The 26,230-nt window shown below is 41.4% G+C and carries 23 protein-coding genes and 2 pseudogenes; 19 read left to right on the top strand and 6 right to left on the bottom strand.

Translation table 11 applies throughout. From position 1 onward, the window contains the following. The first annotated feature begins 120 nt into the window (after positions 1-120). The 6 genes from JG770_RS00660 to JG770_RS00635 all read left to right on the top strand — a co-directional run bounded on the left by JG770_RS00660 (position 121) and on the right by JG770_RS00635 (position 6,049). Positions 121-777, top strand: coding sequence for a redox-sensing transcriptional repressor Rex (locus tag JG770_RS00660; protein WP_291953867.1), 657 nt, complete (start codon positions 121-123; stop codon positions 775-777). Further along, positions 774-1,508, top strand: a complete 735-nt coding sequence (locus JG770_RS00655) for a PRC-barrel domain-containing protein (protein WP_291953866.1) — start codon at positions 774-776, stop codon at positions 1,506-1,508. Before JG770_RS00660 ends, JG770_RS00655 begins: the two co-directional genes overlap by 4 nt. 123 nt (positions 1,509-1,631) lie before the next feature. Further along, entirely contained in the window at positions 1,632-3,071 is a 1,440-nt protein-coding gene (locus tag JG770_RS00650) for a VanW family protein (protein ID WP_291953864.1), read from the top strand. Between the two features lie 124 nt (positions 3,072-3,195). Beyond that, positions 3,196-3,687, top strand: coding sequence for an Lrp/AsnC family transcriptional regulator (locus JG770_RS00645; RefSeq protein ID WP_291953862.1), 492 nt, complete (start codon positions 3,196-3,198; stop codon positions 3,685-3,687). Continuing rightward, the gene (locus JG770_RS00640) at positions 3,684-4,868 is read left to right on the top strand and encodes an aminotransferase class I/II-fold pyridoxal phosphate-dependent enzyme (RefSeq protein WP_363320858.1); all 1,185 of its coding nucleotides are present in this window, start codon (positions 3,684-3,686) and stop codon (positions 4,866-4,868) included. Before JG770_RS00645 ends, JG770_RS00640 begins: the two co-directional genes overlap by 4 nt. Positions 4,869-4,936: 68 nt before the next feature. Then, the gene (locus JG770_RS00635) at positions 4,937-6,049 is read left to right on the top strand and encodes a nitronate monooxygenase family protein (RefSeq protein ID WP_291953859.1); all 1,113 of its coding nucleotides are present in this window, start codon (positions 4,937-4,939) and stop codon (positions 6,047-6,049) included. Positions 6,050-6,095: 46 nt separating this feature from the next. On the opposite strand, the gene JG770_RS00630 is transcribed toward JG770_RS00635, so the two are convergent. Then, positions 6,096-7,595 carry a hypothetical protein gene (locus JG770_RS00630; protein WP_291953857.1) on the bottom strand — a complete coding sequence of 500 codons (1,500 nt, stop codon included), beginning with the start codon at positions 7,593-7,595 and terminating at the stop codon, positions 6,096-6,098. 827 nt (positions 7,596-8,422) lie between these two features. Between JG770_RS00630 and JG770_RS00625 the strand changes: the two genes are divergently transcribed. Continuing rightward, a complete protein-coding gene (locus JG770_RS00625; protein ID WP_291953855.1) occupies positions 8,423-8,605 on the top strand; it encodes a hypothetical protein in 183 nt (60 codons plus the stop codon). Positions 8,606-9,213: 608 nt separating this feature from the next. Continuing rightward, complete coding sequence (locus tag JG770_RS00620) at positions 9,214-11,562, top strand: DEAD/DEAH box helicase family protein (protein ID WP_291953854.1); 2,349 nt, start codon at positions 9,214-9,216, stop codon at positions 11,560-11,562. A 73-nt stretch (positions 11,563-11,635) separates the two neighbouring features. Here the strand turns inward: JG770_RS00620 and JG770_RS00615 are convergent, their stop codons facing one another. Further along, complete coding sequence (locus JG770_RS00615; RefSeq protein WP_291953852.1) at positions 11,636-12,004, bottom strand: hypothetical protein; 369 nt, start codon at positions 12,002-12,004, stop codon at positions 11,636-11,638. After that, the gene (locus tag JG770_RS00610; protein ID WP_291953850.1) at positions 11,997-12,122 is read right to left on the bottom strand and encodes a hypothetical protein; all 126 of its coding nucleotides are present in this window, start codon (positions 12,120-12,122) and stop codon (positions 11,997-11,999) included. The genes JG770_RS00615 and JG770_RS00610 overlap by 8 nt, the downstream gene beginning before the upstream one ends. A 270-nt stretch (positions 12,123-12,392) precedes the next feature. Between JG770_RS00610 and JG770_RS10610 the strand changes: the two are divergent. After that, positions 12,393-12,557 (top strand): annotated as a pseudogene (locus JG770_RS10610) (hypothetical protein); the annotation flags it as partial. Positions 12,558-12,592: 35 nt separating this feature from the next. Here the strand turns inward: JG770_RS10610 and nagZ are convergent. Continuing rightward, complete coding sequence (gene nagZ, locus JG770_RS00605; RefSeq protein WP_363320856.1) at positions 12,593-13,867, bottom strand: beta-N-acetylhexosaminidase; 1,275 nt, start codon at positions 13,865-13,867, stop codon at positions 12,593-12,595. 352 nt (positions 13,868-14,219) lie between these two features. On the opposite strand from nagZ, the gene JG770_RS00600 reads away from it, so the two are divergent. The 9 genes and pseudogenes from JG770_RS00600 to JG770_RS00560 all read left to right on the top strand — a co-directional run. Next, a complete protein-coding gene (locus JG770_RS00600) occupies positions 14,220-14,525 on the top strand; it encodes a DUF4351 domain-containing protein (protein ID WP_291953846.1) in 306 nt (101 codons plus the stop codon). A gap of 281 nt (positions 14,526-14,806) precedes the next feature. Then, the gene (locus tag JG770_RS00595; RefSeq protein ID WP_291953844.1) at positions 14,807-17,707 is read left to right on the top strand and encodes a hypothetical protein; all 2,901 of its coding nucleotides are present in this window, start codon (positions 14,807-14,809) and stop codon (positions 17,705-17,707) included. Between the two features lie 15 nt (positions 17,708-17,722). Then, positions 17,723-18,889, top strand: coding sequence for a type III-B CRISPR module RAMP protein Cmr1 (cmr1, locus tag JG770_RS00590; RefSeq protein ID WP_291953842.1), 1,167 nt, complete (start codon positions 17,723-17,725; stop codon positions 18,887-18,889). A gap of 1 nt (position 18,890) precedes the next feature. Beyond that, positions 18,891-20,117 (top strand): RAMP superfamily CRISPR-associated protein, encoded by a 1,227-nt coding sequence (locus JG770_RS00585; protein WP_291953839.1) that lies wholly within the window; start codon positions 18,891-18,893, stop codon positions 20,115-20,117. Beyond that, complete coding sequence (cmr4, locus tag JG770_RS00580; RefSeq protein ID WP_291953838.1) at positions 20,107-21,054, top strand: type III-B CRISPR module RAMP protein Cmr4; 948 nt, start codon at positions 20,107-20,109, stop codon at positions 21,052-21,054. The genes JG770_RS00585 and cmr4 overlap by 11 nt, the downstream gene beginning before the upstream one ends. Before the next feature lie 7 nt (positions 21,055-21,061). Beyond that, on the top strand, positions 21,062-21,448 hold the full coding sequence (locus tag JG770_RS00575) for a hypothetical protein (protein ID WP_291953836.1): 387 nt from the start codon (positions 21,062-21,064) through the stop codon (positions 21,446-21,448). A 6-nt stretch (positions 21,449-21,454) separates the two neighbouring features. After that, complete coding sequence (locus JG770_RS00570) at positions 21,455-22,258, top strand: hypothetical protein (RefSeq protein WP_291953834.1); 804 nt, start codon at positions 21,455-21,457, stop codon at positions 22,256-22,258. A gap of 92 nt (positions 22,259-22,350) precedes the next feature. After that, positions 22,351-22,614, top strand: a complete 264-nt coding sequence (locus JG770_RS00565; RefSeq protein ID WP_291953832.1) for a DUF4351 domain-containing protein — start codon at positions 22,351-22,353, stop codon at positions 22,612-22,614. 77 nt (positions 22,615-22,691) lie between these two features. After that, positions 22,692-22,835, top strand: a pseudogene (locus tag JG770_RS00560) (4-phospho-D-threonate 3-dehydrogenase); the annotation flags it as partial. A 66-nt stretch (positions 22,836-22,901) separates the two neighbouring features. On the opposite strand, the gene JG770_RS00555 reads toward JG770_RS00560, so the two are convergent. Both JG770_RS00555 and JG770_RS00550 read right to left on the bottom strand, forming a co-directional pair. Continuing rightward, the gene (locus tag JG770_RS00555; RefSeq protein ID WP_291953830.1) at positions 22,902-23,648 is read right to left on the bottom strand and encodes a helix-turn-helix domain-containing protein; all 747 of its coding nucleotides are present in this window, start codon (positions 23,646-23,648) and stop codon (positions 22,902-22,904) included. Positions 23,649-23,741: 93 nt separating this feature from the next. After that, positions 23,742-24,407, bottom strand: a complete 666-nt coding sequence (locus tag JG770_RS00550; RefSeq protein ID WP_291953828.1) for a FadR/GntR family transcriptional regulator — start codon at positions 24,405-24,407, stop codon at positions 23,742-23,744. A 412-nt stretch (positions 24,408-24,819) separates the two neighbouring features. Here JG770_RS00550 and JG770_RS00545 point away from each other — a divergent pair, with 412 nt between their 5' ends. Beyond that, the gene (locus JG770_RS00545) at positions 24,820-26,208 is read left to right on the top strand and encodes an extracellular solute-binding protein (protein ID WP_291953826.1); all 1,389 of its coding nucleotides are present in this window, start codon (positions 24,820-24,822) and stop codon (positions 26,206-26,208) included. Positions 26,209-26,230: the final 22 nt, after the last annotated feature.

The following is a 26,230-nucleotide window of genomic DNA, read 5'->3' as shown; positions in this document are numbered from 1 at the left end:
CTGTTTTCGCGGCATTTTTCGTTGACATCTCGGTATATTATATATATAATAGAAGCAAATATACCGCTAAATATTTACATATATTAACGATAAATTAATGATAAATTAGCAAAGGCAGGGATGTGTATCGTGGCTAAGGAGGAAGGCAAGGTTTCCGATGCGGTAGTCAGGCGCTTGCCCAGGTACTACAGACATGTGCGCGAGCTCATGCGCAACGGAGTAACCCGCGTATCGTCGGCAGAGTTGAGCAGAAAAATGGGGTTGACCGCCTCGCAAATACGCCAGGACTTTAATTGCTTTGGAGGTTTTGGTCAGCAGGGCTACGGTTATAACGTCGAGGAACTCTACGAGCAGTTGACAAGAATATTAGGGCTGAATGAGAAATATAATACTATAATAATAGGAGCTGGGAATATAGGTCAGGCTATAGCCAATTATACCGATTTCGAGAAAGACGGTTTCATATTGCAAGCGTTATTTGATATAAATCCGCGGTTGATAGGGCTGGCTATAAGGGGTATTGAAATCCGCGATATAGATGAACTTGGAGCATTTGTGCAGCAACATCCCATAGATATAGCCATAATAGCTACGCCCAGGGCAAAGGCGCAGGAAGTGGCCGATATGGTGGTCAGATACGGTATAAAAGCTATATGGAACTTCGCTCCTGTGGATATAGCGGTGCCGCCCGATGTAGTGATAGAGCATGTCCATCTAAGCGATAGCCTATACACGCTTTCGTATAAAATAAGAGAATTGAGGAGTGACTCAGATTGAAAGCGAGCCATCAGATTATAGGATTGCCGGTTATATCAGCTCAAGAGGGTATGGAGGCCGGCAGTATAAAAGAGCTGCTGATTGATCCTCAAAAGAGGGCAGTGCGTTTTGCAGTGGTAGATGATGGGCAATGGTACTTTGGCGCAAATATAGTGGATATGGCTGATATACTCGGCATGGGAGACGACGCTGTCATTATAAAAAGCCGCAATGTCATAAAGAAGATAACCGAATCAGAAGAAGCGGTTCGACTGGTTAAAGTTGAGCCGCCTTTGTTAGGCCGGATTGTAATGACGCATAAGGGCAAAATTGTAGGCTCTATAGAGGAATATTTCGTACACGAGGATAACGGCCGCTTGTTGGGCTTCCGGGTCCGGTCGTCATCGGGGACCGAAGATATAGATTTTGTACCTGATGACAACGTATTGACGTATGGAACCAAGGCTGTGGTTGTAAAGCTGCCGCACAAAGGGGAGAGCGTTGCCGAAGAATATGAAGCGGAGGTTGCAACAGGGCAGCAAGCCGTTGCGTCCGCTGCGAAAGAGCCATATAAAAATGTCTTTTTAGAGCGTCAGAAAGCTTTTTTAATAGGCAGGCGCGTTACAAAAGATATAAATGATCTGGATGGCAAGATAATAATATCGAAGGATACCATGCTGGATGAAGAAATTATAGAGCTTGCTGCCAAAGCAGGCAAACTGGTAGAGCTTACCATGAACAGCAGGCCATGAAATGTTAAGCATTTTTAACAGATATTATAAATGTGTTAAATTTCACATATTTTCTTTACTTTTTCTGTTTTATAAACTATCATTAGTTATATGAAGTATGAAACATATGTGGGAGGAAACTATATGTCTGTTCAAGCTTCGAGCGTTCCTGTTCGCAAGAAAAGAACGGGGATAATATGGTGGGCTATAGTATTTATCTTGCTTATAATCGCCGGTGCCGCGGCTGGCATAGCTATGGCCAATATAAAGGGAATACTGGACGCTCAGACATTCTATTGGAATGTCAGCGTAGACGGTGTGGACCTGACGGGTATGACAAAGGATCAGGCCATGGCGGTCATAGGTCAGGCAAGACAAGCCGACTTAGACAAGATAAAGCTTCAATTACAGTATCAGGATAAATCATGGGATTTTGATTATAAAGATATAGCAGCCGCTTATGATGTGGAACAGCAGGTCGAAAAGGCATATGCTGTGGGCCGACAGGGCAGTGCTATTGAAAGATTAAAGGAGATATACGCTGTAAAACAGCAAGGAGCAGCATTTCAGACTACATTTACTTATGACATTTCTTTACTTAAAGACGATGTGGAGGCAATAGCCAAAGAACTCGAGATAACGCCGGTGGACGCCACTGTAAAGTTTACACCGAATGTATCGGCAGCTAATCGTTTTAAATTTACCGAGGAACGAATCGGGCGCAGGATGGATGTTGATAAAGCTATGGAGGCATTATCGGCGGCAGTGGAAAATGACCGGTATGAGCCCATAGAATTGGTAGTTAACAAAGTACAGCCAAAGGTTTTCGTGAATGACTTAAAAAAGGCTACGTCGCTTGTAGCGGAGTTTTCCACCCCACTCGGCAACAGCACGCCGGACAGGGTGACCAATATAAAGCTGGCATCAGGCGCTTTTAACGGAGAGGTAGTCCAGCCCGGAGAGATTTTCTCAATAAACGAAGCGACCGGCGAGCGTACCCGGGCCAAGGGCTATAGAGATGCTAAGGTATTTAAGGAAGGCGGCAAAGTGATCGAGGATGATCTTGCAGGCGGGGTATGCCAGGTCTCATCCACGCTATACAATGCCGTGCTTATGTCGGGTCTGGATGTGGTAGAACGCTATCATCATTCCCGCCAAACGTCATATATAGATCTGGGCCGCGATGCTACTATAAGCTACGGAGCGGCTGATTTTAAGTTTAAGAATAATCGTAAAACACCTGTGTTCCTTGAACGTACGGTTTCTAACGGCAAATTAACAGTCAGAATATACGGGGAGCCGTTGCCTAACGGGCAGCATATAGCTATACGCTCGGAAATCTATGATGTTGTACCGGCGCCGGAGCCTAAGATGATAGTCGATAAAACGCTGAAACCGGGTGAAAAGGTAGAAGAGGTAGTGGGTACTGATGGGTACCGCACGCGAACATATAAGATAGTGTACGATAAAAACGGAAAGAGATTATCGTCTACTGTCATAACCAAAGATTATTATAAGCCTATACAGGGTGTTATACGATATAATCCTGAAAAGCCACAGCCTGAACCGGAAGCGGGCCAGTAAACGGATTTGTTATGCCTTCCGATTAGTGAAGGTATTTTTTTTATTGCTAGCATAAGCGATAGGGCATATAATTGTATAGAAAGCTATTATTCAGAAAGGCGGTGCAGGCATTTTTGCCATATATATGACTGAATTAGAAAATAATATTTTGGAAATCCTATCTGATGACCATAGGGTTAGTGCTGAGCAGATATCGGCCATGCTCGGTGTTGACGTAAAAGAGGTAGAGGCGACTATAAAAGCGTTGGAAGACCGAGGTGTGATAGTCAAGTATAATACTATCATAAATTGGGAGAAAACCGACAGGGAGTTCGTTACAGCGCTTATAGAGGTCAAGGTAGTACCTCAGAGGGATCAGGGATTTGACGTTATAGCCGAGCGCATATATCGTTTTCCTGAGGTGCAGTCGGTATATCTGATGTCTGGCGATTATGATTTGGCAGTTACGGTAGAAGGCAAGACCATGAAGGATATCGCCTATTTCGTGGCCGAGAGATTATCGCCGCTGGAGTCGGTGCTGAGTACGGCAACGCACTTTATATTGAAAAAATATAAGGTCGAAGGCATTATATTGGAAGATCACGAACAGGACCACAGACTGGCGGTGAGCCCGTGAATATAAAGGATATGATATCTCCGGTTATCAGAGATATGCCGCCTTCGGGCATAAGGCGTTTTTTTGACTTAGTCGACGAGATCGAAGGAGCAGTATCGCTCGGTGTGGGCGAACCGGACTTTATAACGCCATGGCATATAAGAGAGGCCAGCATACATTCTTTAGAAGAGGGTTATACGCATTATACATCCAACTGGGGATTACCCGACCTGCGCAGAGAGATCGCGCGTTATCTGTCCCATCGCTTTAACCTTGCTTACAGCTTTGAGGACCAGATAATCGTTACTGTGGGAGCCAGCGAGGCTATAGATCTAGCGTTGAGAGCGATAGTGACCCCGGGCGATGAGGTATTGGTCCCCGAGCCTTCCTATGTGTCTTATATGCCTTGTGTGGAGATGGCGGGCGGCCGCGTGGTGCCTATAGTGACCAAGGCCGAGGATGAGTTCCGCCTTACGCCGCAGGCATTGCGGGAGGCTATAACGCCCCATACCAAAGCGCTTATATTGCCTTATCCCAATAATCCTACCGGGGGAGTAATGCTGCGGTCGGATCTTGAGGCTATAGCTGATGTATTGAAGGATACCGATATACTCGTATTATCGGATGAGATATATGCCGAACTTACATATGGCGATACAGCGCATGTCAGCATAGCGTCTTTGCCGGGTATGGAAGAAAGAACAGTGCTTATAAGCGGATTCTCCAAGGCTTTTGCCATGACGGGATGGCGCGTCGGCTATGCGGCCGGACATAGGGACATAATAGCGGCTATGGTCAAGATACACCAATATACCATGCTTTGCGCACCCGTTATGAGCCAGATAGCCGCAGTAGAAGCGCTGCGGGCCGGCTATAACGACGACTATGAAGATGTAAAACGCATGCATAGGGAATATGACAGGCGGCGGAGGCTTATGGTCAAAAGCTTTAATGATATGGGCTTAGAGTGTTTTGAGCCCAGAGGAGCGTTTTACGTGTTTCCGTCTATACAGCGTACCGGTATGAGCAGCGAGGAATTTTGCGAAAGGCTGCTGCAGGAACAAAAGGTGGCTGTTGTGCCGGGCAATGCCTTCGGTGCCAGCGGAGAAGGCTTCATACGCTGTTCCTATGCTTATTCTATAGATGCATTGACAGAAGCGCTAAAGCGCATCGGGGCATTTGTTGAAAATCTGCATAATTAGTGTTGCTCAGCACATAACCGCATGGTATAATAACATATAAAAGTTTATTTTTTGTAAAGGAAATATTTATGAAATTACCCAAACTGAGGATAGGAAATTTAATAGCCAAAATACCGATTATACAAGGCGGTATGGGCGTTGGTATATCGTTGTCAAGATTGGCGTCGGCCGTGGCCAATGAGGGCGGGATAGGCGTCATATCGGGCACCGCGGTAGGATTTCGCGAGCCCGATTTCAGATTGCATTATCGCGCTTCGTCGATAAAAGGCCTCAAGGAAGAGATACGCAAGACGCGAGAGGCCAGCCCTGATGGGATAATAGGTTTAAATCTTCTGTCTGTTATGACCAACTTTGCTGAATTGGCTAAAGCTGCAGTGGAAGAGGGTATAGATATAATATTTGCCGGAGCAGGCCTGCCCATGCGCCTGCCCGAGGTCACAAAAGGTACCGATACCAAGGCTGTGCCTATAGTATCATCGGCCAGAGCTGCGGTACTTATATGCAAAAATTGGGATAACAAATACAGCGTTGTACCCGACGCCATAGTTGTCGAGGGACCTTTAGCGGGCGGGCACCTTGGTTATTCCGCCAAGCAACTGGAGAATATCGATGATATCGATGTGGAAGATATTGCATTGGACGTAAAGAAAAGCATTGTGCCATTTGAGCAAAAATATGATAAGCATATACCGGTAGTAGTGGCCGGTGGTATATATGACGGAAAGGATATAGCGCGAGTGCTGGCCAAAGGATTGGACGGCGTGCAAATGGCCACGCGTTTTGTGGCGACCGATGAATGCGATGCCGATGAACGATTTAAAATGGCTTATGTAAACGCGAAAAAAGAGGACATAATATATATACAGAGCCCGGTGGGGCTTGTGGGCAGAGCCATCAGGAATAAATTTCTGGATGATGTGGCCATGGGCATAAAAAAACCCATACGCTGCCAGTACAATTGTTTAAAGACATGTGATCCAAAGGCATCGCCCTATTGTATAGCCGATGCATTATTAAGTGCCAGGCAGGGTGATTTGGATAATGGTTTTGCTTTTGCGGGGGCCAATGTATACAGGATAGACCGCATAATGCCGGTAAAAGAGCTCATAAACGAGCTGGTGGAATCGGCGGAGGCGGCGCTGGATGAAATGGCAAACCTTATCGAGAGCAATACCGTATAGAATCTGAACATATTAATAAAGCCGGGCATATGCCCGGCTTTATCGGTTAATTCATTATCTCCCATATCGGCTTCAAGCGTTGCTGACCTTCCGGTCCAAGTATTATGGACGGAATGCCTATTATCTCGCATAGATAGTTTAAAGCGCGCACGTAGTCGCCTTTTACACCCAATACATGATTGGCGGGGAATACATTCAGAAATTCCTGGAAACTGCCGTGTACACGCGCATGAACATGCGGCCAGGTGGGATCGGTTTGAGCATTTATAGCCTTGCGTTGCTCGGCGGGAAGTTCCACATTCTCTCCGGCCATTATGACCATAAATGGTTTGTCGTCCCATAAGCCCAATCGCGCAAATGTCATCTGAGCCGGTCCGGCATCGAATGCCACAGATGCTCCGCCTGCTTTGAAGTAAAACTCAAGCGCCGGATGCAATGTCAGCTTCTTAAAGTTATCGGCGGCATTCATGCTGTAGCTGGCATAATAGCTGGAGTGATTGCCGGAATTACACCAGTCCCAGATATCCAATTCAGGATGATATAAACGCACATCCATGAATAATGTGGGCAGACCGCCGCTTACATACTTCAAAAGCTGCATTGTCATAGCCGCATACGAATCCCCTTCGGTAGCGCATACCATAGGCTCTTTCGGGCCGTTCCAATCGTATGGATCGTTCATCAGCATCTCGGCTATATCGCCCAGACATACGTTTTCGGTAAGCTCTCTTTGGCCTTTAAGCCCGCAGAAATTGAAACCTTCTTCTTCATTCACTAACTTCATGGCCAGATAAAGGCGTATCTGTGTTTTCAATGTTTCCGGTGTAAGCATATGGCCGTCATACAATATACGATCGCCTAAAAGGTCGTTAAACCATTTGAAACCCTTCTCAACCTCAGCCTCATCGACCTCTTTCTCCATTTTTTTAAGCAACAGCAATTGGTCTACGAAAAATACATTGGTGCCAAATGTCTTGACATTGGGAACAAGGTGGAAATAGCCCGTATCCATGCCCATAGACGGGCCGCCGTATATGCCGTATATCTCGTTGTGCATCGTGGTATAAGCCTCGCTGGCGCGCAACCAATCCAGCACCTGATCTTGAGTGCTTTGATCATTCATATCGCCTACTATCCGGTGGGTGCGTATACCGGCCTGGCGCAGAGCCCCATCAGTGGCCAAAAGGCCGACATTCCCGGGATACTGGCCATTGTTGTTGGAAAGGCTTAATATTGGCACATCTCTGCCCAGGGAATTGATGAAAGGCCATACCAGATACGGGAAATCCCATACATTGTAGCACATGATGACCTGGCGACAATTGGCTCGGCGCAATTCCTCGCCTATTTTTTGTGCGACGCGCACGCCGGTGATGGTTTCCGAAGCGGTTATCACTTCCGGCGAGGATCCGTCGACGTTTTTAAAACGCCGGCGAATTACATCTGCCCAGCCCTGTACAACAGCCATATTTTCAGCGTTGTTGACGCTGTATACGTGCGGGCGTGCGTCGTTCATCATTACTATGCCAATGGGTGTGGAACGCATAAAACAACATCTCCTTTTATGTAACAACATTATTTGCGCCATATGTAATCGTGTTCAGAAAACATACAAACATACAGCGCAACGTTTATAGAATACATATAAATTATACCACGATTTTATGTTGATGCAACGGTAAAACAATATTTCTGCCATGGAAGGCACGACCGTGCCAAAGCGGCCGGCCGCTATCCCCGCTTCGTAAAAGATTACTAAGATATTACTATTGACGTATTTCAACAATAATAATACAATTAAAAGCAGAAGGGGTTACTTTTAAAGAAAAAATAGGAGTTAAGTACTGCTAATTTTGACTTTTGCAAGTGCTTTTGCGCTGCGCTGTGCTATAATAGAAGTACAACATGGCGGGCAATACAAAATCGGCGGTTTAAGCCGGGTGTTTCGGCCCCGGGGAGGACCAAAGAGGTCATAGAAGAAACACAAAAGAAGCGATATATTTTGGCAGATGCATGAGCCATGGCCAAAAAATGCCATCCGATATACCATAAGGAGAAAAGTATTGTATTTTCTAGAAACACCAGATATTGTAAAGGGGATAGGTACATATGCAGAACGAACACATGCTGACGGATAATACTACGCCGCCAGTAAGTAGATATATAACGGGAACGCGGGAGATACCTGCTACATATCTGTTCATAAAACGTGCGATGGATATAACCTTGTCTGTTATAGCCTGGATTCCCGTTATCTCATAACGAGGTTTAGAGAAAAAGGCCTCGAAACATAGATGAATACTAGAATAGTTGTCATATTACACTTGCATAATGCCTCGTTATGCGTTACAACACATAACGAGGGGGATGTATATGGCAGCGATTGTTTATCAAACAGACAAACGATTGGGTATAACTTACGCATATGAATCAGTATCTTACTGGGATAAGGAGAAAAAACAGTTCCGTGCCAAACGTACTCTGATAGGCCGGGTAAACATAAAAACCGGCGAAATTATTCTTACTGATGGCAGAGGCAGAAAGAAGATGATTTAACTGCACCTGCGAAAAGAGGGCCATCTTCGACAACCGAATCAGCACGATACTTCTACGGTGCCACGTACCTGTTAGATGCCAGAGGACAGCAGCCCACTATCTCGTTTTGAAAAGCGGTATTACGGCTTTTCGCACTTATTACCAATAAGACCATGGATTCCATCACTGTTTTGGGAATATACCGTAACAAAGATGTCTTGAGAAAGCCTTCGGCAATCTCAAAGAAAGATTAAATATGATGCGTACGCTGGTTCGTCAGAACAAAGCCTTGACGGTAAACTATTTGTTGAGTTCATTGCACTTATTTATCTTTCCTATATCAAAAAGCAGATGCAGGATCATGATTTATTTAAAAGTTATACGCTTCAGGGTGTTCTTGACAAACTGAATGTTATCGAATGCTTTGAGAGTTCGGGGTGGGAACTACGCATTGGTGAGCTTCTTGAGAAACAGAAGGAGCTTTATATAAAATTAGGTGTTACTCCGCCTACCTCGTTATGAGTAGGCGGGAATCTAAGGTAAAAGGGAATTACGAGGAAAGACGTTTTTTTCTGGATACACTTGGTATGATGTCTCTTCTGGAATGAAGAAGTTGGGGGTATTATTTGATGAGGAAATACACAGATCCTATAGATTTACTAAACTCCGATACCGAAAATAAGAAGCTTTACAAGCATCAATTGGAAGCTATAAACAGTTTAGACATGTACTTCGATCTATCGGGTAAAACAGAACAAGCTCAAAATGGTTTACTTGTAATGCCGACTGGAAGCGGTAAAACATTTACAGTTGTTAATTGGTTGCTTGACAGAGCCGTGGCACAAGGCTTTAAAGTTTTATGGCTTGTACATAGGCAGGAGCTTATTGAACAAACATATAACACTTTTTGCAAGCAAGCGCCAATTCTTGTGAACCATGGTTTTAAAACATTAAAAATTATTCCGGTATCAGGTGGGCATCACTCAATGTCACAGGCTTTGGGGTATGACATAAACATTTGCGGTATTGGTTCGGTAGCAAGTAAAAATGGCATGAGATATTTACGAAGGATGTTAGGGGCTAATGGTAAAAGAAAGCTAATCGTAGTTATTGATGAGGCACATCATGCCGTGTCTCTTTCGTATCGGAAGGTAATACAAAAAATATCAGAAATCAACCCAAACAGGTTATTGCTAGGTCTTACGGCAACGCCTTATCGCATGCAGGATGCTGAACAGGGTCAGCTTCTAAGGATGTTTAATGTAAATAGCAATATAAAAAATGGAAAGGGTACAGATAAAGGTTACATATACGAAGTTACATTGCGAGAGCTTCTTCTTACCGGCTTTCTGGCAGAGCCGGTATATAAGAGAATTGAAACCAAAATAAATGGTGAAATCGAGTTCGATTTAACGGAAGAAGACGAAGTGTACTTTGAAAAATTTGGGGAGCTTTCAGAACACTTAAAAGAGCAGCTTGCAAAGTCCTCGGTCCGTAATCAGATAATTGTTGACGAATATATAAAGCATAAGGACAAATATGGGAAAACTCTGGTGTTTGCAGTTAACAGGCTGCACTGTGTTACATTGGCAAAAGCATTCACTGAAGCAGGCGTTTCCTGTCGTTTTTGTATGTCGGGCGAACCTGGTATACAGGAAACCATAGCAGATTTTAAAGCTGATAAATTTGACGTGCTTATAAACGTTCAAATATTAACCGAGGGAAGCGATGTGCCGGATATACAAACAGTTTTTCTCACACGTCAAACCAATAGCGACTCGCTGCTTATGCAAATGATAGGTAGAGGGTTAAGAGGTGTTGATGCAGGTGGAACAAAATTAGCATATATTGTTGATTTCCATGATACTTGGGATAGATTCAATTTTTGGCTTGATCCTAAGAAGCTTATTGCTGATGAATTTGGAGAGGTACAAGAACTCATTGATGAAAATGAAGATATAGTTGAGGTTAATAGCTTAGATTTTCCAAATGAACCAGAAGAAAACTATCCTATATGGGATTTATACCTTAAGATGTACAGCGCAATGAAAATGAATATTACTGGGATTTCGCATAATGAAATTTTCCCCCAAGGCTGGTATGCGGTAGTTAATAGTGATGGGGAAGATGTAAAGGTTCTTGTATATGATAATCAAGTAGCGGGATATGAGCTTATAGCGGAAAATGCAGATAATCTGCTGGCAAACAAACCCACTGCACAAGAGGTGTTAAAGAATTATTTCGATATTGAAGAAAATCTTCCTAAGCTTGATGATATACAGCTGATATTAGATACGCTGTATGAGTTGGGTGAAATGCCACCGTTTTATACCTTCAAGGAGAGGGACGAGGTCGATGCTAAGAAGATTGCAAAAAAGTTGTTTGACATGGACTTGCGGCGTTCGGAACAAGAGTATAAATTGAAGGAAATGTACGATTCCACTCCTATAATCAGAGAATTATACAAAACTTTTTTTGTCTTTAAACATACCGTAAATGACTATATTGAGAAATTTTCAGATGGCGAGCCTGCTGAACCTCAAATTGTGAGCATTGATGAGAGGGCAGAGTTCAATATTGTAGAGGATTATTTCAACTTGGAAGAGCTTTATAATGAAGTAATTGAGAAGTGGTTTCCCAATGGTGTTAAGCCGGAAATAAGGTGGAGCAATAAGCCTTTGAGAAGCAGATTTGGGTTATGCACAAAATATGATGATGGCAGTGTTGTTATAGCTATTAATAAGCTGCTTTGCTCACCTGATGTTCCTCCGGATGTAATAAAGTATGTCATATACCATGAATTATTGCATGCAAATGGGTATTGGAATCACGATGAAGCTTTCAGATCTGAGGAATGGAAATACCCTAATTCCGACGAGCTTGACGGTTTCCTAGATGAACTGTTTTTGCGCTATAAGATCGATGAGATTGTACCACCGAGGAATATTGCGGTTGCTCCTGCCAGACCACTCTCATAGCAAAAGGTGGAGGTAGGTGAGGGTAAAGGTTCAAATACTTGCGAAAGCAAGTCATATAAAGCATTACGGGTCATTAGCATATCAATACTTTTGACACTACGATATTGATGGTATTATCAAGAAATTGATGATCGAGACTATAATATAGAAGCTGCCGCAGACGATTGTGTACTGCTTCCTGAAGGTCAAAGGAACTTCCATATCTGGCAGGTTCCCAGGGAACGGGTAACTCGTTCTTTTGGTTTTGGGCAAGCAAATGTCTGGTACGCAAACGAGGAATCTGCTGCGGATTATGTAAAGAAGATAGAAACACAAATTGAGAATTATGATGGCGAAAATTGGCTTTGGCGTTGTAAGGATGGAAAGTATATGGCATAAGCAGAAGAATCTTATTTGCGATAGTTCTTTCAGCCGAAAAGGCCGATAAAATATTATCATGCATTTTTAGATATTGAACCTTCTAACCTAAGCACCCTGTCTCCCTTAACATTAAAGAACTCAGGTAAAGTTGATAAAAGATACTGCTGATAATCCATATGAGACTGCCAGTCACGCAACATAATAAAACCTCCCGGAATCGAAGTAATGGTAAATAGTGCTATCCATTTCGATTATGGGGCGATTTTGAAAAAGTCAAGATAAAATGCAGCCAAAAATTTTTAAACAAAGTGTATAGACAAGGTACGGGGAATGTTGCAGGTAAGACATAAACAGTCAAGCCTTTAACATAGATTTTAAGTACTTTCGGAGTTTCCGAAAGTACTTAGCTGCCGAAAAAGAAGAAGGTTTAAAATTTGAGGGAGAAATAAAGCGCATATTGGATAAAGAAGGTGATAACATGGGATAATAGCAATCTGGCTAAAATTTATAAAGAGATCGGACGAGAAGAAGGTATAGCTGAAGGTATTGAAAAGGGCATCGAAAAAGGCAAAACAGAAATGATTATTAGGTTTCTGCGGAAGAGGTTTGGAACCTTATCGGAAGATTACGTTGAGAAGATAAGGAAACAGAATGATGCAGTTATATGGGCTCATCGGTCGAGGGCATGGGTTATGGCGTCATTGATGCTCTTAACATCGACGGACTCTATTTCCTCGTCCTTAAGGGCATACCGCTGTTTCAGCGCTAAAATCCTATACACACTGGCATCTATTTTATCCATGGATATAGCGCCTTCATTTGCGGCTTTTTTTATAGCTTCGACTACTGCTATCTCATTTTCATATTCATGGCATACCAGAACAATGTCGATGCCGGCGTTTAAAGCTTTGACGGCCGCCGTTCCAATACTATAGTTATCTACTATGGCGCCCATGGTGAGATCGTCGCTTAATATCACGCCGTCGTATTTTAATTCTTCCCTCAAAATGCCGGTTATTATCTTTTTAGACATAGAAGAAGGGTAGCCGGGGTCGATCTTCGGTAAGAGTATGTGAGCCACCATTATCCCATCGGCGTTGTTTTCTATGGCCGAAGCGAATGGAATGAGCTCAAAACTCCTCAATCGCTCCAAGCTGTTGTTGACCGAGGGCAGGTCTATATGGGAATCCACCGATGTATCCCCGTGGCCGGGGAAATGCTTAACCACCGAGATAACGCCTCCTGTGCGGATTCCCTCCATGGTCTGTATGCCCAGTTTGGTTACAGTCTGGGCATCTGCGCCAAAAGATCTATCGCCTATTACGGGATTTTTCGGATTGCTATTGATGTCCAGCACGGGCGCAAAGTCCATATTGAAACCAAAAGCTTTCAATTCTTTACCGATAACGCTGCCTATTCCAAAGCTATAGTCGGCATCGTTGATCTGGCCTATGGCTTTGTTGGTGGGGAGCTTTTTTATGCTATCGGGCATCCTGGATACTCTTCCGCCTTCTTCGTCGACGGATATGAATAGAGGAATCTTGTTGACCGTGTTAGCGCGCTTTAATGAATTTGTCAAATTCAGCAATTGAGCGGCATCTTCGACGTTTCTTTCAAATAGTATAAATCCGCCGACGTGCTTTTCCTCAATGAGGGTTTTGGCATTCTCATCTATATTATATCCATCTAATCCTACTATGACCATCTGCCCTATTTTCTCATCGAGCGTCATGGCGTCAATTCTTTCTTCAATGGGGTCCTTTTCTTCCAAAGGGGGCTCTGGCGCTTGAGGCTCGGTTCCCGATTCGGGCGGCTTTGAACTCGAATCTCCGGTTTTGGGCGGGGAGCTTGGCGTCTGGTTTTTACCCAACCCGCATCCAATAAGCGATGCGGCGATTATGCTTAAAATAACAGTTATCAGGATTATCCTGCGCACGTTTGCCATTCTCCGTTTCTACTATTTTGTCTGCTTAAGCAATACACATTATATATCATACACCAAAAGGTTACAGCTAATCAATTTTTGATGAAAATTCCTTATGCGTCAAATCTCATTTACTATTGCGGGCAAGCAGCAATTGTACGATGCGAATGATATAAATTTGAACCAAAGTTCACCTTAACCGTAAGAGCTCGGGCTCTTCAATAATCTCGCAGCGTATGAGATGATAGATTATATGCGAAAATATATTCTTGCACATAGATGTAAAATATGGTATGATGGGTACGAATGATGATATGTTAGAGCGGCCGAAAGAAAAAGGTTTAAAATTTGAGGAGAAGGTGATAACATAGGATTGACATGGGATAATAGTAACCTAGCCAAGATTTATAAAGAGATCGGACGAGAAGAAGGTATAGCTGAAGGCATTGAAAAAGGCATTGAGAAAGGCAAAGCCGAAGGTATAGCTGAGGCCATTGAAAGGGGCATCGAAAAGGGCAAAGCAGAAATGATTGTTAGGTTTCTGCGGAAGAGGTTTGGAACCTTATCGGAAGATTACGTTGAGAAGATAAGGGAACAGAATGATGCGGTATTAGAGACTATAGCTGATACCATTTTTGAAATAAACGATGTGGAACAGCTCAACGATTATCTTAAGTAGGGCGGTCAATATAGAACCTGGTAGATTTCATCTACGCTGGCATTTATTTTATCCATGGATATAGCGTCCTCGTTTGTGGCTTTTTTATGGCTTCAATTGCCGCTATCTCATTTCCATATTCATGGCATACCAAGACAATGTTGATGCCGGCGTTTAAAGCTTTGACGGCTGCCCTTCCAATATAGTCTATACAGCTTTCGAAATAGAGCCTAACAAAGAGGCTAAAGCATGGCATATCAATACTTTTGATACTACGAAAAGAAATTAAGGGGTGAGTTTCAATGGATGAGGGTAAACCTAAAGATTTAGGGATATTGGCTGATAATCGCGATGTGCTTCTGCCAGTAGAAGTTGCTATGTGGTTGCACATGATAGGAAAATTCTATGAAAAATTTCTCATAAATCATAGCTATGCTCGTAAACTTCCAGACGATTTGGAATCAAATTTTCCTGATTTATTTAAGCTATTGGCAGAAAAATGGCTTAACATACCGCTGTGTAAATTCGAAAATATTGATGAGCCTAAACCAAAATTTGCCATTAAGGATATAGTTGAGAACCATCAAAATGGAGTATCGAATAACGATAGCGGTTATTTAAAGCTTATGAAGGATGCCCATGCCAGGGGTTCGTCGGTTGAAAAGGGTATATTAGAAGATGGCAGCTATCATGAACAGCAAGGAAATGTGGCACTTGCTTCGGCTTTTGGTTATGAAAGCGGTTTTATCGATCGCGATATGATCTGTAAACGCAGACATGAACTATATGATTTTTTGGAAAGCAAGCTAAAAGAATTAAAAGATTATATTGATGGAACTATAGCTTGGGATTTATCACAATGGCTGGGATGGCGCTCATCCTTCATCGAAAGGTTAAAGGATGATTTTTCAATCACTGTGGCTGAAACGCGAAAGCCAGTAAATGATGTTTCGCTGTGGGATCAGACTATGGCTTCAGTGGCCTTTCTTAAGGCTTCTTTAGCGGAGGTTCTATTAAATGGTGAATATAGGCCACCAACCAAGGATGTTAAGGAAGAACAATATAAATGGAGGACGCTGCGTGTAGCTTTAGATGGATTGGAGCTTATATCCAAACCTCGTATAGGTGCTGTTTTAGCATACAGAGATCTCATTAATAAGGGATTCGATAATATAAAGCATTTGATAGAGGTAGAATACCCTCTCGGGTTTGAGGTATATCGTGATGTCAATAGTATACTGTTTATAATTCCTGATATAGAGGATATATTGGATTATAAATGTGAGAGTAATGAGACATTTGAAAACGTCATAAGGAGGAGGTTCGATAAAGAGGCAGATGGTGAAGTACTTATCACTGTAAATGTGAGCAAATCAGCGGGGCGCTGTATTTTCTTTTCTGGCTCAGAATTGGCGGGAGAAATAGCGCCTTTATCGCCGACTCTGGCTTTACTTCAAAGGGAGTGGCAAAGTTCCAAGGATAAATGTACGATATGCCATGTAAGACCGCAACAGATAGAGTCAAGGAAGATATGCCAAAAGTGCTTTGAACGTTTAAGTGGCAGAAGTAAGGAATGGGCTACTGAAAAGTTAGATACTACCATTTGGATGAATGAAATTTCGGATTTTAAAGGTGAGGTTGCTCTTATAACTGCAAAATTCGATCTTGATAATTGGTTGAACGGTAGAATGATATCGACCTTTAGAAATGTCAAAGAAGATTGTGGCGTGGAATTCTCAGATATTGCAAATGAGTTTAAGGGCAAGAAGGATGGTTGTAACTTAGAGAATCTTAAAAAATTTAAGAAAGTTGCAAGGACAGATTATAACACTTTGGGCAATATGAAAAGAACCCTCTTTTTAGGCGAAAAGTACGAAGACATGCCGGAAAATGAAATGCTGGCCATGGGAGTGTGGCGTAAGCCTCCATCCTTTGCTCGAATACAAAGGGTGTGGGGGACCACTTATGCATTTTGGAACGAAGTATTAAAAGAACTTAAAAAAGTGGTTGGTGGAGCAGAACAAAGGATTGGGATAACAGGGGAATTCTTGCATGTAATAAGCGGAGCAAGTATAGATGAGCACTACGCCTATGAAGCTAAGATAGAAAATACTGTGTTTGATCTGTATTATGACGGTAATAGATATATCGTAATCGAAAATCTGCAGAGATTGGCCAATCAACTTGATCCGAAATTCTCCTTGGATAACGAATATGGTGTTTCATGCGAGCATATAAGAGAGATATTGGCAAACGCAAAGGCAATTGAAATAATAAGCAATGAAACCAATTCAAAATTGGGTGATTTAAAGATAAGAAATGTTGTCTTATTGGATGCTCCATATCCAAGGATTATTCCTTTATTAAGTGAACCTCAATATTTTAGCGTTTTGGTACCTGCCGATAAGGCATTGGATGTTGTGCACAAAATCAAAGAAATGTATCAGCAGGAGATGGCCAAAGTGAGAAATCGCCTGCCGTTGTTTTTAGGTATGGCTATTGCCAAACATAATACCCCGATGAACGCTCTTTTGGACATTTCATATAAGATGGTAAAAAACAAGCCAAAAAAGGAACCGTGGCGCGTGCCTTCTATCAGCCACAATGATAAATATCATAAACTGAAATTTGAAAATGGTGTAACGTGGGATATAGAAGATGATATATGGCATTCCAATTTCTATTTAGATCCTCAACAGGTAAATTCTCTACAAGAGTTGCAGGACCGTTCCACGGCTTTCAGGGGTCCCGATGGCTGGCTTGTCAATGTCAAGGACTTACGTGAAGGTGATTCGGTATCTATATATCCTTCATCGTTTGATTTTATATATGTAGATGCTTCGGCTCGACGTTTTGAGGTGAAATATGGGAGAAGGGGTAAACAAAACGATAGAGACAATAGGCCGTATCTGTTAGAAGAATTAGATACATTCTCTCAAATTTGGGACATATTGCAGCAAGGCCTATCATCTACTCAAATCAAAGGCTTAATCGAGCTTATAGAGACTAAAAGGTTAGAATGGCAGTCAAATAAGGACGATACTGTATTTTCAGAATTTGTGCAGGCAGTATTAAATAACGCCTTGTGGGAAAATGGTAAACCCGGCAACATGGACGATATTGTGAAAGCAGCTGTATCCGGTGAACTCAAGGATATCGTCGAATTATACTCATGTTGTAGTAGGAAAGGACTCTTTAACTAGGGAGGTAAGTTTAAAATGGCAGACGAAATGAATATAAAAATTAAAACCTATACGCCTTTATGGTCGGGAGGTGTTGCTAAAGACTGTGATAGATTGCATGAAACCAGCATTGTAGGTAGCCTGAGGTTTTGGTATGAGGTTATATGCAGGGGCCTTGGCATCAGCGTTTGTGATATTACGAGCGATGATAATCGGTGCATGCTGGACGCTGAAAAGTATAACGAGGGGATTAAAAAGGGCAAAACGGTTGATGATATACTGGATGAGCAAGGCATATGCGCTGTATGCAGGATTTTCGGATGCGGGGGGTGGAAAAGAAGGTTTCAGTTTAGGGTTGTAAACGCACCTTTGGTAACATTTTCTTTCGTTTCATTAAACCAAGAAAATAAGGGATGGCTGGGAAGAATATTTAACGGGAACAAGGCTTTCTTTGGCGACATAGGGTTTGATTTGTGCTTCTATGGCAGAGATAGTGAATTTATTAAGTCACAATTGCTGATGGTTTTTAGCTTTATAGAGCTATTTGGGGGATTGGGGGCCAAAATGCAACATGGCTTTGGTCAAATCCATTTGCTAGAACCTGCTTGTGATGAAAGGCTAATTATGAATCAAATGAAGCAACTGCTGAACAAGGGTGCGGCGCTTTCAGAAAATAGCATAGAACACGACTACTCCCTTTCCAATCTGGTTACTATGGATTGCGATATAAATAAAGAGGGTCTTAAATCATTTATAGAAAAAAACAGCAGCAATAAAGAAGGGTACATACCATGTGTATTTGACCTAAAATATGAAGCCAACGATAAAGACGGCAAGTTCTTCGGTTTTCGAAGGTGGCTCAAGGAAAATAAAGATTGGCAGGAGAGTGCCGATGTCAGCCAGCCGAAAGAGTTGGATTTGCTTTTGGGACCAAGCAGTCAAAACGTCAAAGATGATGAACAAAGGCTGGCTGGACGCGTGTTTTTCAGTATGCCATACAAGAGGGCTGATGGGCAGGGGTATCGCTTAAGGGTTTTCGCTTTTGCACCGCCCGGATTATGTGTAAAGGATAAGCATATTGATGTAAAGGAATTGGCGGATATACTTAAAGACTATCTTGAATATATATTCGGAGGCAACGTAAATATCGTCGAAAAGCGCTATGGCTCGGATCTTGTAAAAAAAGTGATGGGGGGTGAATGAGATGATATCGGATTGGTATGCAAATGCATTTTTTCAAAACAAAAAATTGTTCGATGAAATATCTTCTGCTCCAAAAAAAGAGAAGTTGAATAAAAAACTTGAAACGTTGCTGGAGGTAGACCCTAGCCTGGCCTATAATGTATTGGCTGTATGCAATAAAGATTGGGCTAGCGAACTGCGCCAATTGTGGATACAAAATAACTCCGATGTCGATTATGCAACAAAGCTTAAAGAATGGGGAGTCTATGATTTCTTTGAGCAGACCTTTGCTGCGGATAAAATAGATCTAAGTTTATTGCCGCGCTATTCCTTTAAGCTTTGTTGTAAGTTTAAGCTTAAAAAGCCGTATATTTCAAGAGGCGAAGAGGATTTTTATATAATAGATAACCCATTAACCCGGGACATGGTATTCAGATTGCCGTGTGTTAATCCGACTGCATGGAAGGGCAACCTCAGGTCCGCATTGCGACAGGAAGGCCATGAAGATAACGAGGATGGTATCATTAGGTTGTTTGGAGCTAAAAGCTCTGTAAATGGAAATGATGTCTTTTCTAAAGGGAGCCTGCATTTTATGCCGACATTCTTTTGGAAGAGCTCGCTAGAGATCATCAATCCTCATGACAGAAAACGGCGAGTAGGTAAAAAACCTATAATGTTTGAAGCTGTGCCCGCAGGTGCTGATGGTTCTCTTGTTCTTTTTTACATTCCGTTTGTCACTGGCAACAATGACGAGAGAAAGGAAGTAGCTGCTGATATAGGGCTGGTGGCCGAAGGTGTAAGCAGTATGCTTGCGAGATATGGGTTTGGGGCTAAAACGTCTGATGGTTTTGGTATAGCTGACATAGCATCGAAAGAAGACAATTATATAGAGATAAATGCGGTAATTAGTGACATAGGGGCAGGAGAGGTGCTCGAAGAACCTGATGAATGTTTTTCGAAGTATTTGGATGAGTTTGGCGCGGTAAAAAGAGAATACTTAGGGAACGGCGAGTTCGGGCTATTAAGCAACAGCGAATACACTTCAAAAAAAGACCAATTAGGTGCAGGAAGCCAAAATGAGTTTAAGCGATTTCGCAAATGGTATAAAGAGTGGGGGGAAAAGTGGCAAGAGCACCTGAATAAAAAGAAAATATTTAGACAAACCTTTAGCACTTTCGAGGAAATGGAAAATATCGCGATCGGCATTGGAAAGAAACTAAATGAGGAGGAAATCGAAAATGAACATTAAATCAAAACGCATTTATTTAATGGCCATCGATCCTATACATATAGGAACCGGAGGTTACAGCATAGGAAGGGTGGATAATGCCATACTTAGGGAGTTGGGAACAAATTTGCCCATAATACCCGGTTCTACGTTGATAGGGACATCGAGATCCTATGCGGCGGTGCAGTACGGTAAACCTGAGGCGGCAGGCTTGCATAAAAATTTCACGGGGGATAAGAATAAATGCCCTATCTTGTATACCTTTGGTACAGCTAATAAAAATGGGGAAGCCAAGGCTGGGAAAATAAAAGCCAGCGATGCGAGAATATGTTTTTTCCCAGGTTTTTCGAATGCAGGCCCATTGTGGGTAACAACGAAAGAGATTTTAGGCGAGTTAAAAATTGAGACAAATACAAACATTACATTTGATGAAGGAGAGGAAGAAGCGGTTTATACTACCTTAAACTGGGATAAGGGTGTCCTTAAACTCGGTTGGTTGGCATTAGGAGTTAAGGACAAATTGAATGAATTAAAGGCCCCTCCAGAGTTGGAATCTAACGAGTATTACGGATACATCAAAGACAGAATAACTGTGGCCTCACCAAAACTATTTCCATATATTGTGGACAACAATCTGGAAACAAGGACATCTGTAGCCATTAATCCGCAAACAGGTGCTGCTGAGGATAAAGCCTTGTTTACATATGAAGCCATACCTAGATCAACGTGGTTTTGGTGCGATGTTATAGAAGAAGATTACGAAAACTCTTTTCCGTCAGTCTCCAAGATGTATAAGGATGGTTATGATGATACCGGTGAAGATTTGCCTAACGGGCCATGGAAAAGCCCTATGGATGTATTCCTAGCTGGTTTGAATCTTGCCCAGTACTTTGGAATAGGTGGCATGAGTTCCAAGGGATTTGGTCGAATAAAAAGACTTTGTCGGAAGGAGGTTTAAGAAGGGAATGCTGAACAAAGTAAATCTTGATTATGAAGCTGCCAAGATCGGGAATGAAATAGTGATGGGCATAGCTGAAGCGGATAAAAAAGATATTGAAAGGTGTGTGACAAAAGCATTGGGAATACTGCAAACCAATGGCGTGTACGCTTCTTTGCTATACATGTGTGCGGCGACGGGCGAGGATGAAAAAATAAGCCGCTGGATGATGGAGAAATTATTGGAAATAAGTGAGCCGGTGCTAGAGGTGCACTTTCAAAATAAAAGCGATCCTAAAGAAGTGCTCAACGATGTCATAAGCAAGGTGCTTAGCGATATTGATTCAGTGCTATTGATAAAGGAGCTTTGGGAGCAGACACTCATATATGCGCGCTATAATGCACGGGCGAGGTGAAATGAAATGTCGTGGATAATGTATAAAACAGTGTTTGACGTTAAGTCGCCTATCCATATAGGTTGGGATAAATTTAGCATTCTGCACAAAACGCGGCCGTATATTACAGGGAGGAACTTGTGGGGAGCATTAACTGCGAAGTTGGCTGCCTGTCGCGGTGATAGCGATTATAAAGGTGTTGGCGAAAATGTGGACGAGCAACTCCGCTTTAGTTATTTTTATCCTTCTACTTGCAAAAATGAAGTAAGTTTATTCCCGTGGTGTGACAGCGAGAAATTTTATTGGCTCTATATCAATGGGTACGGCAGTTCGGCATTAAAAATGCGTTTGGCGGAAGATGCTTCCCTTCATGAGATTGAATACATTTCGCCTAAAACGAGAGAGGGAGATGCTGTTTATATGATAGGCTATATATTTGAGCGAGAGGGAAATGAGCTTAAGTGGCGCGATGTATTAGGCGAGGCATGTTTGGGTGGGGAACGCGGCTATGGCTGGGGCAATGTCGAACTACTGCCTGATTCGCCACAGCAAGAGAAAGATAAGTTTTTTGAACTTGATATAGAACTGGATGGTGCTGATCCACAAATTAAATTAAGATCCGATGATAAAATATTAGCTCATGCAATAGCTGTATGCGAATCCGAATGCAAAGGTATATTGGAACCTTTTATAGGTAGAGAAACGAAGTCGAAGGATGGCTTTGGGACATCTTTGTCAAAGCCGGAAATATGTTGGATGCCGGGTAGCAGTGTAAAAAATGAAAGCCGGTATGCAATAGTCTCAAAGGGCCTTTGGCAACAGATTATATGACGTGGCCAAAACCGATGAATTGGCCAACCTTAGATCAAAAAGCTTACCGCGGAGGTGCTAAATCACTCGGCCAAGAGAAAGAGGGTGATAACATGGGATTGACATGGGATAATAGCAATCTAGCCAAAATTTATAAAGAGATCGGACGAGAAGAAGGTATAGCTGAGAGTATAGAGAAAGGTATTGCAAAAGGCAAAGAAGAAATGATTATTAGGTTTCTGCGGAAGAAGTTTGGAACCTTATCGGGAGATTACGTTGAGAAGATAAGGAAACAGAATGATGCAGTATTAGAGGCTATAGCTGATACCATTTTTGGAATAAACGATATAGAACAGCTCAACGATTATCTCAAATAGTACGGTCAATATAGAACCTGGTAGATGAAATCTACCAGGTTTTTGTTTTGATGTTTTCGGTATTTTGGGCATGTGCCAACGGCAAATATGATGCTGTGTTATCGCTATATCATGATCAAGGGCACATAGCAGGTCAAGGGATAGCGAGTTCTATAAGCATGGAAGAAGCTATAAAAGTCGCATCAGCATATGCGAAGATTTACGGGCAACCAGGCACGTAAATAAAATTAATGCGACAACTATCTTGACAAACACCAGGGCTTAGGTCGTTTTTTGTAACAAGTGGATCAAAAATTCGTTGACGATCGCATATATTCGGAAGGGGTTTTACCTGTTAATTTTTTAAATGATTTACTGAAATGTGCAGAATCAAAATATCCAACTTTTTCTGCTATTTCATAAATCATTAAATTTTCTGTTTTCATAAGTTCTTTGGCTTTATTGATTCTAAATTTCTCCACATAATCGATAAACGATTCTCCAGTTTCTTTTTTAAATATATAACTCAAATAATTACGACTTATGTGTAAATCTTGAGATATCTTAGTTAAAGATACTTTTGTATTGTAGTTATTATTTACAAAGGTTTTTATATATTTTACATAAATAGAGCATTTTTCCGATTTATTAGCATTAATATCATCTATTAAAAGTAAAAGTATGTTTTTAAACTCATCTATTATTTGCAAAGAAACGATTGAATTTACAGTTGTGAAATTGTAGTAGATATTCTCAAATCGGTATTTGAGAATATTTACTAAGCGACTTTCGGTAATGATTGCATTATCGACTAAAACTTGTGATATTAAAGTATTGATGATTAATATATATAAAGTTTTAACATCGTCGCATGTTCTTTTGCTATTCTGAAAAAAATTGCAATTGATATTTTCCCATATAGCAAGAAATCCTTTTTTATCCCCATTTAAAATACTGTTTGATAACGCATGAGCTTGGTCTATAAATTTATAAAATAGTTCGCTTGAGAGGGAATTACTTGTATTATTATAAGTTTCATATATCTGATTTATCATTTAAAATACCCTCCTTTATGGGATTTTACCCCTCATTTCAAGACAATACGTCCTTTAAGATCGGCACATCTTCGTAAATATCATATATATTACTTATATAGTTATATTCTCGTTTTTCATTAAACTGTTTTTCCAAGCATTAAAACTATCATTCATAGCTTGGCGTAATTCTTCCTCGTTTTTGTCACAAAATGCATTAAAGATTCTTACGTGGTCTCTTACGGCAATTTCTGGCATATTTTTCATGGTTGTGCCAAGAGAAGCTTTAAAAAGCTGTAATATGGTCGAACCAATTCTTATTACAAATGGATTATGAGTGCTTTCTAAAATTGCATAATGGAAAGCTAAATCATCATCTGCCTGTTGAGTGCCTTGGTTGACTGCGTTTTCTAAGCGATTTATAGCATTTCTTATATTTTCTATATCTTCAGGAGTAGCCTTTTTCATAGCCATTACAGTATACGCTGGTTCAAACATTTCTCTGAGTTCAAATATCTCTTTGTTGCTTCCCTGTTCCAAAAGTAAAGTGAATATTAGCGAATTTATGTTATCGACATCTGCCTTTTGTTTTATAAAAGAACCGTTCCCGTGTTTAACTTCTACAACATTCATTGCTTCCAACATTTTTATAGCTTCTCTTACACTGGTCTTACCTACACCAAAAGTTTTTGCCATCTCATTTTCAGAAGGCAAAGGATCTCCGGGTTTAAGTTCTTTGCTAATCAAAGCTTCTTCTATACGTTTGATTATTGCTCTCACGATAGAGCCTGATTTTATGGGTTCGTTTAAAGGACTCATATACTTATACACCTCACTGTTATCGGATAACAGACATCAGATATCTGTTATCTGAATTATATGATTCTTTATATGTAAATGCAATATTCAAAAATGGCTTATAGATAGATTCAGAACGTGTTATATCAAAATATTTAGCTATTACTCCAAATTGCTTCGATTCTCGAGTATTTGTGTTTTTGTTATATACTGTTTTTATTTATGACGACATTCTAACATGTAGAATAGATTTGTACAATTATAACGTACTTTTTTACATTTACATAGAATGTTGCACCCGTCTATAATGGTTTATATAAAGGATTTCAAGCGATGTATTATTGTAGAAAGCGCTTGGAAACCTAAAATATTATCTATATAGGAGGGAACAGAAGTGGCTAAAAAGAAAGTGTTTATTGGAATTTTGATAGTAATGCTAGTATTATCTATTACATTACTATCAGCATGTAGTGGAGGGGATGATGGTACTGCTGTAAACCCGGAAGATACACAGGAGCCAACAGAGCCGAGTAACACGGATTCTCAAACTACTGAAGAAACACCAGTAGAGATACGCGTCGCATGGTGGGGCGATACTACGCGACATGAGTTGTATAACCAGATTCTCGATGCATTTGAAGCTGAATATCCGAATATAAAAACGATACGTGAACCGGCTAGCTGGACAGATTATTGGAGTAAATTAACGGTTCAAAGCGCTAGCGGTGGAGCTCCGGATTTCATGGGGATGCATCCGTTTTATGGAAGCGATTATGTTCAAAGAGGTGTTATAGAACCATTAGATACGTTTATTGAAGATGGCGTAATTGATGTGAGTAATTTCCCACAAAGTGCTGTAGACAGTGGTAAACTTAATGATATTGTTTATATGATTCCTATGGGTATCACAATAGACGCATTGATAGTCAATAATTCTATGCTCAAAGATCTAGGAGTAACTACTCCGAAACTTGATTGGACATGGGATGATCTCAAGGTTATAGGAACCGAAACGAGAACAGCGCTTGATGCGAAAGGCGCAAAAGATTCATGGCTTATGGATGATATGTCAGGTATCTATGAAATGTTTCGTGTATGGGTACGTCAAAACGGTCGCGTAGATTTATATACGCAGGAAGGCGATATAGCATATACAGAAGAGGATGTCGAGGGTTGGTTTACTATGTGGAATGATTTGCGGAAAAGTGGGATCATACCAGATGCAGCCACAGCGACTGAGTACGCTAATGCAGCTTTAGAAGATACGTTGCTTGTAAGGGGTAAAGTTGCTATACGTCGAGCACCCGCTAATCAATATAAGATGCATTGTGTAGCATTGCCGGAAAAGGAACTTATTATGGTACGACATCCATCTAAACCAGATGGTGAGGTTGGAGAATTTATTTATGGTGCTCACTTTGCAATTTCATCTAAAACGACGCCTGAAAAGAAATTAGCAGCGGCAAAACTGATAAATTTCTGGGTCAACGACGAGGATTCGATCGAATTATTCAGATTGGATCAAGGTGTACCCGCTAATACAAAAATGGTAGAATTCCTTACTCCTTTACTGGATGAGCAGGATAAGCCTACATTAGATTACGTCAATAAGCTGATGCCAATTGCTAAACCTATCATTTTTGCTCCAGCTGGGGCAACGGAAGTTGACTCGCTTTTTAAGACTCTTGCTGATGAGGTAAGATTTGAAGAGAAAACGCCTGGGGAAGCGGCTGCCGAACTTATTTCTAAAGCCCAACCTATATTGGACTCAAGCAAAAAATAACGACAGTTTTTTGGCCTAGAGC

It is taken from the genome of Mahella sp. (genome assembly GCF_020054945.1).
Taxonomy (GTDB): Bacteria; Bacillota; Clostridia; order Mahellales; family Mahellaceae; genus Mahella.
This window is presented reverse-complemented; position numbering and strand designations above follow the sequence as displayed.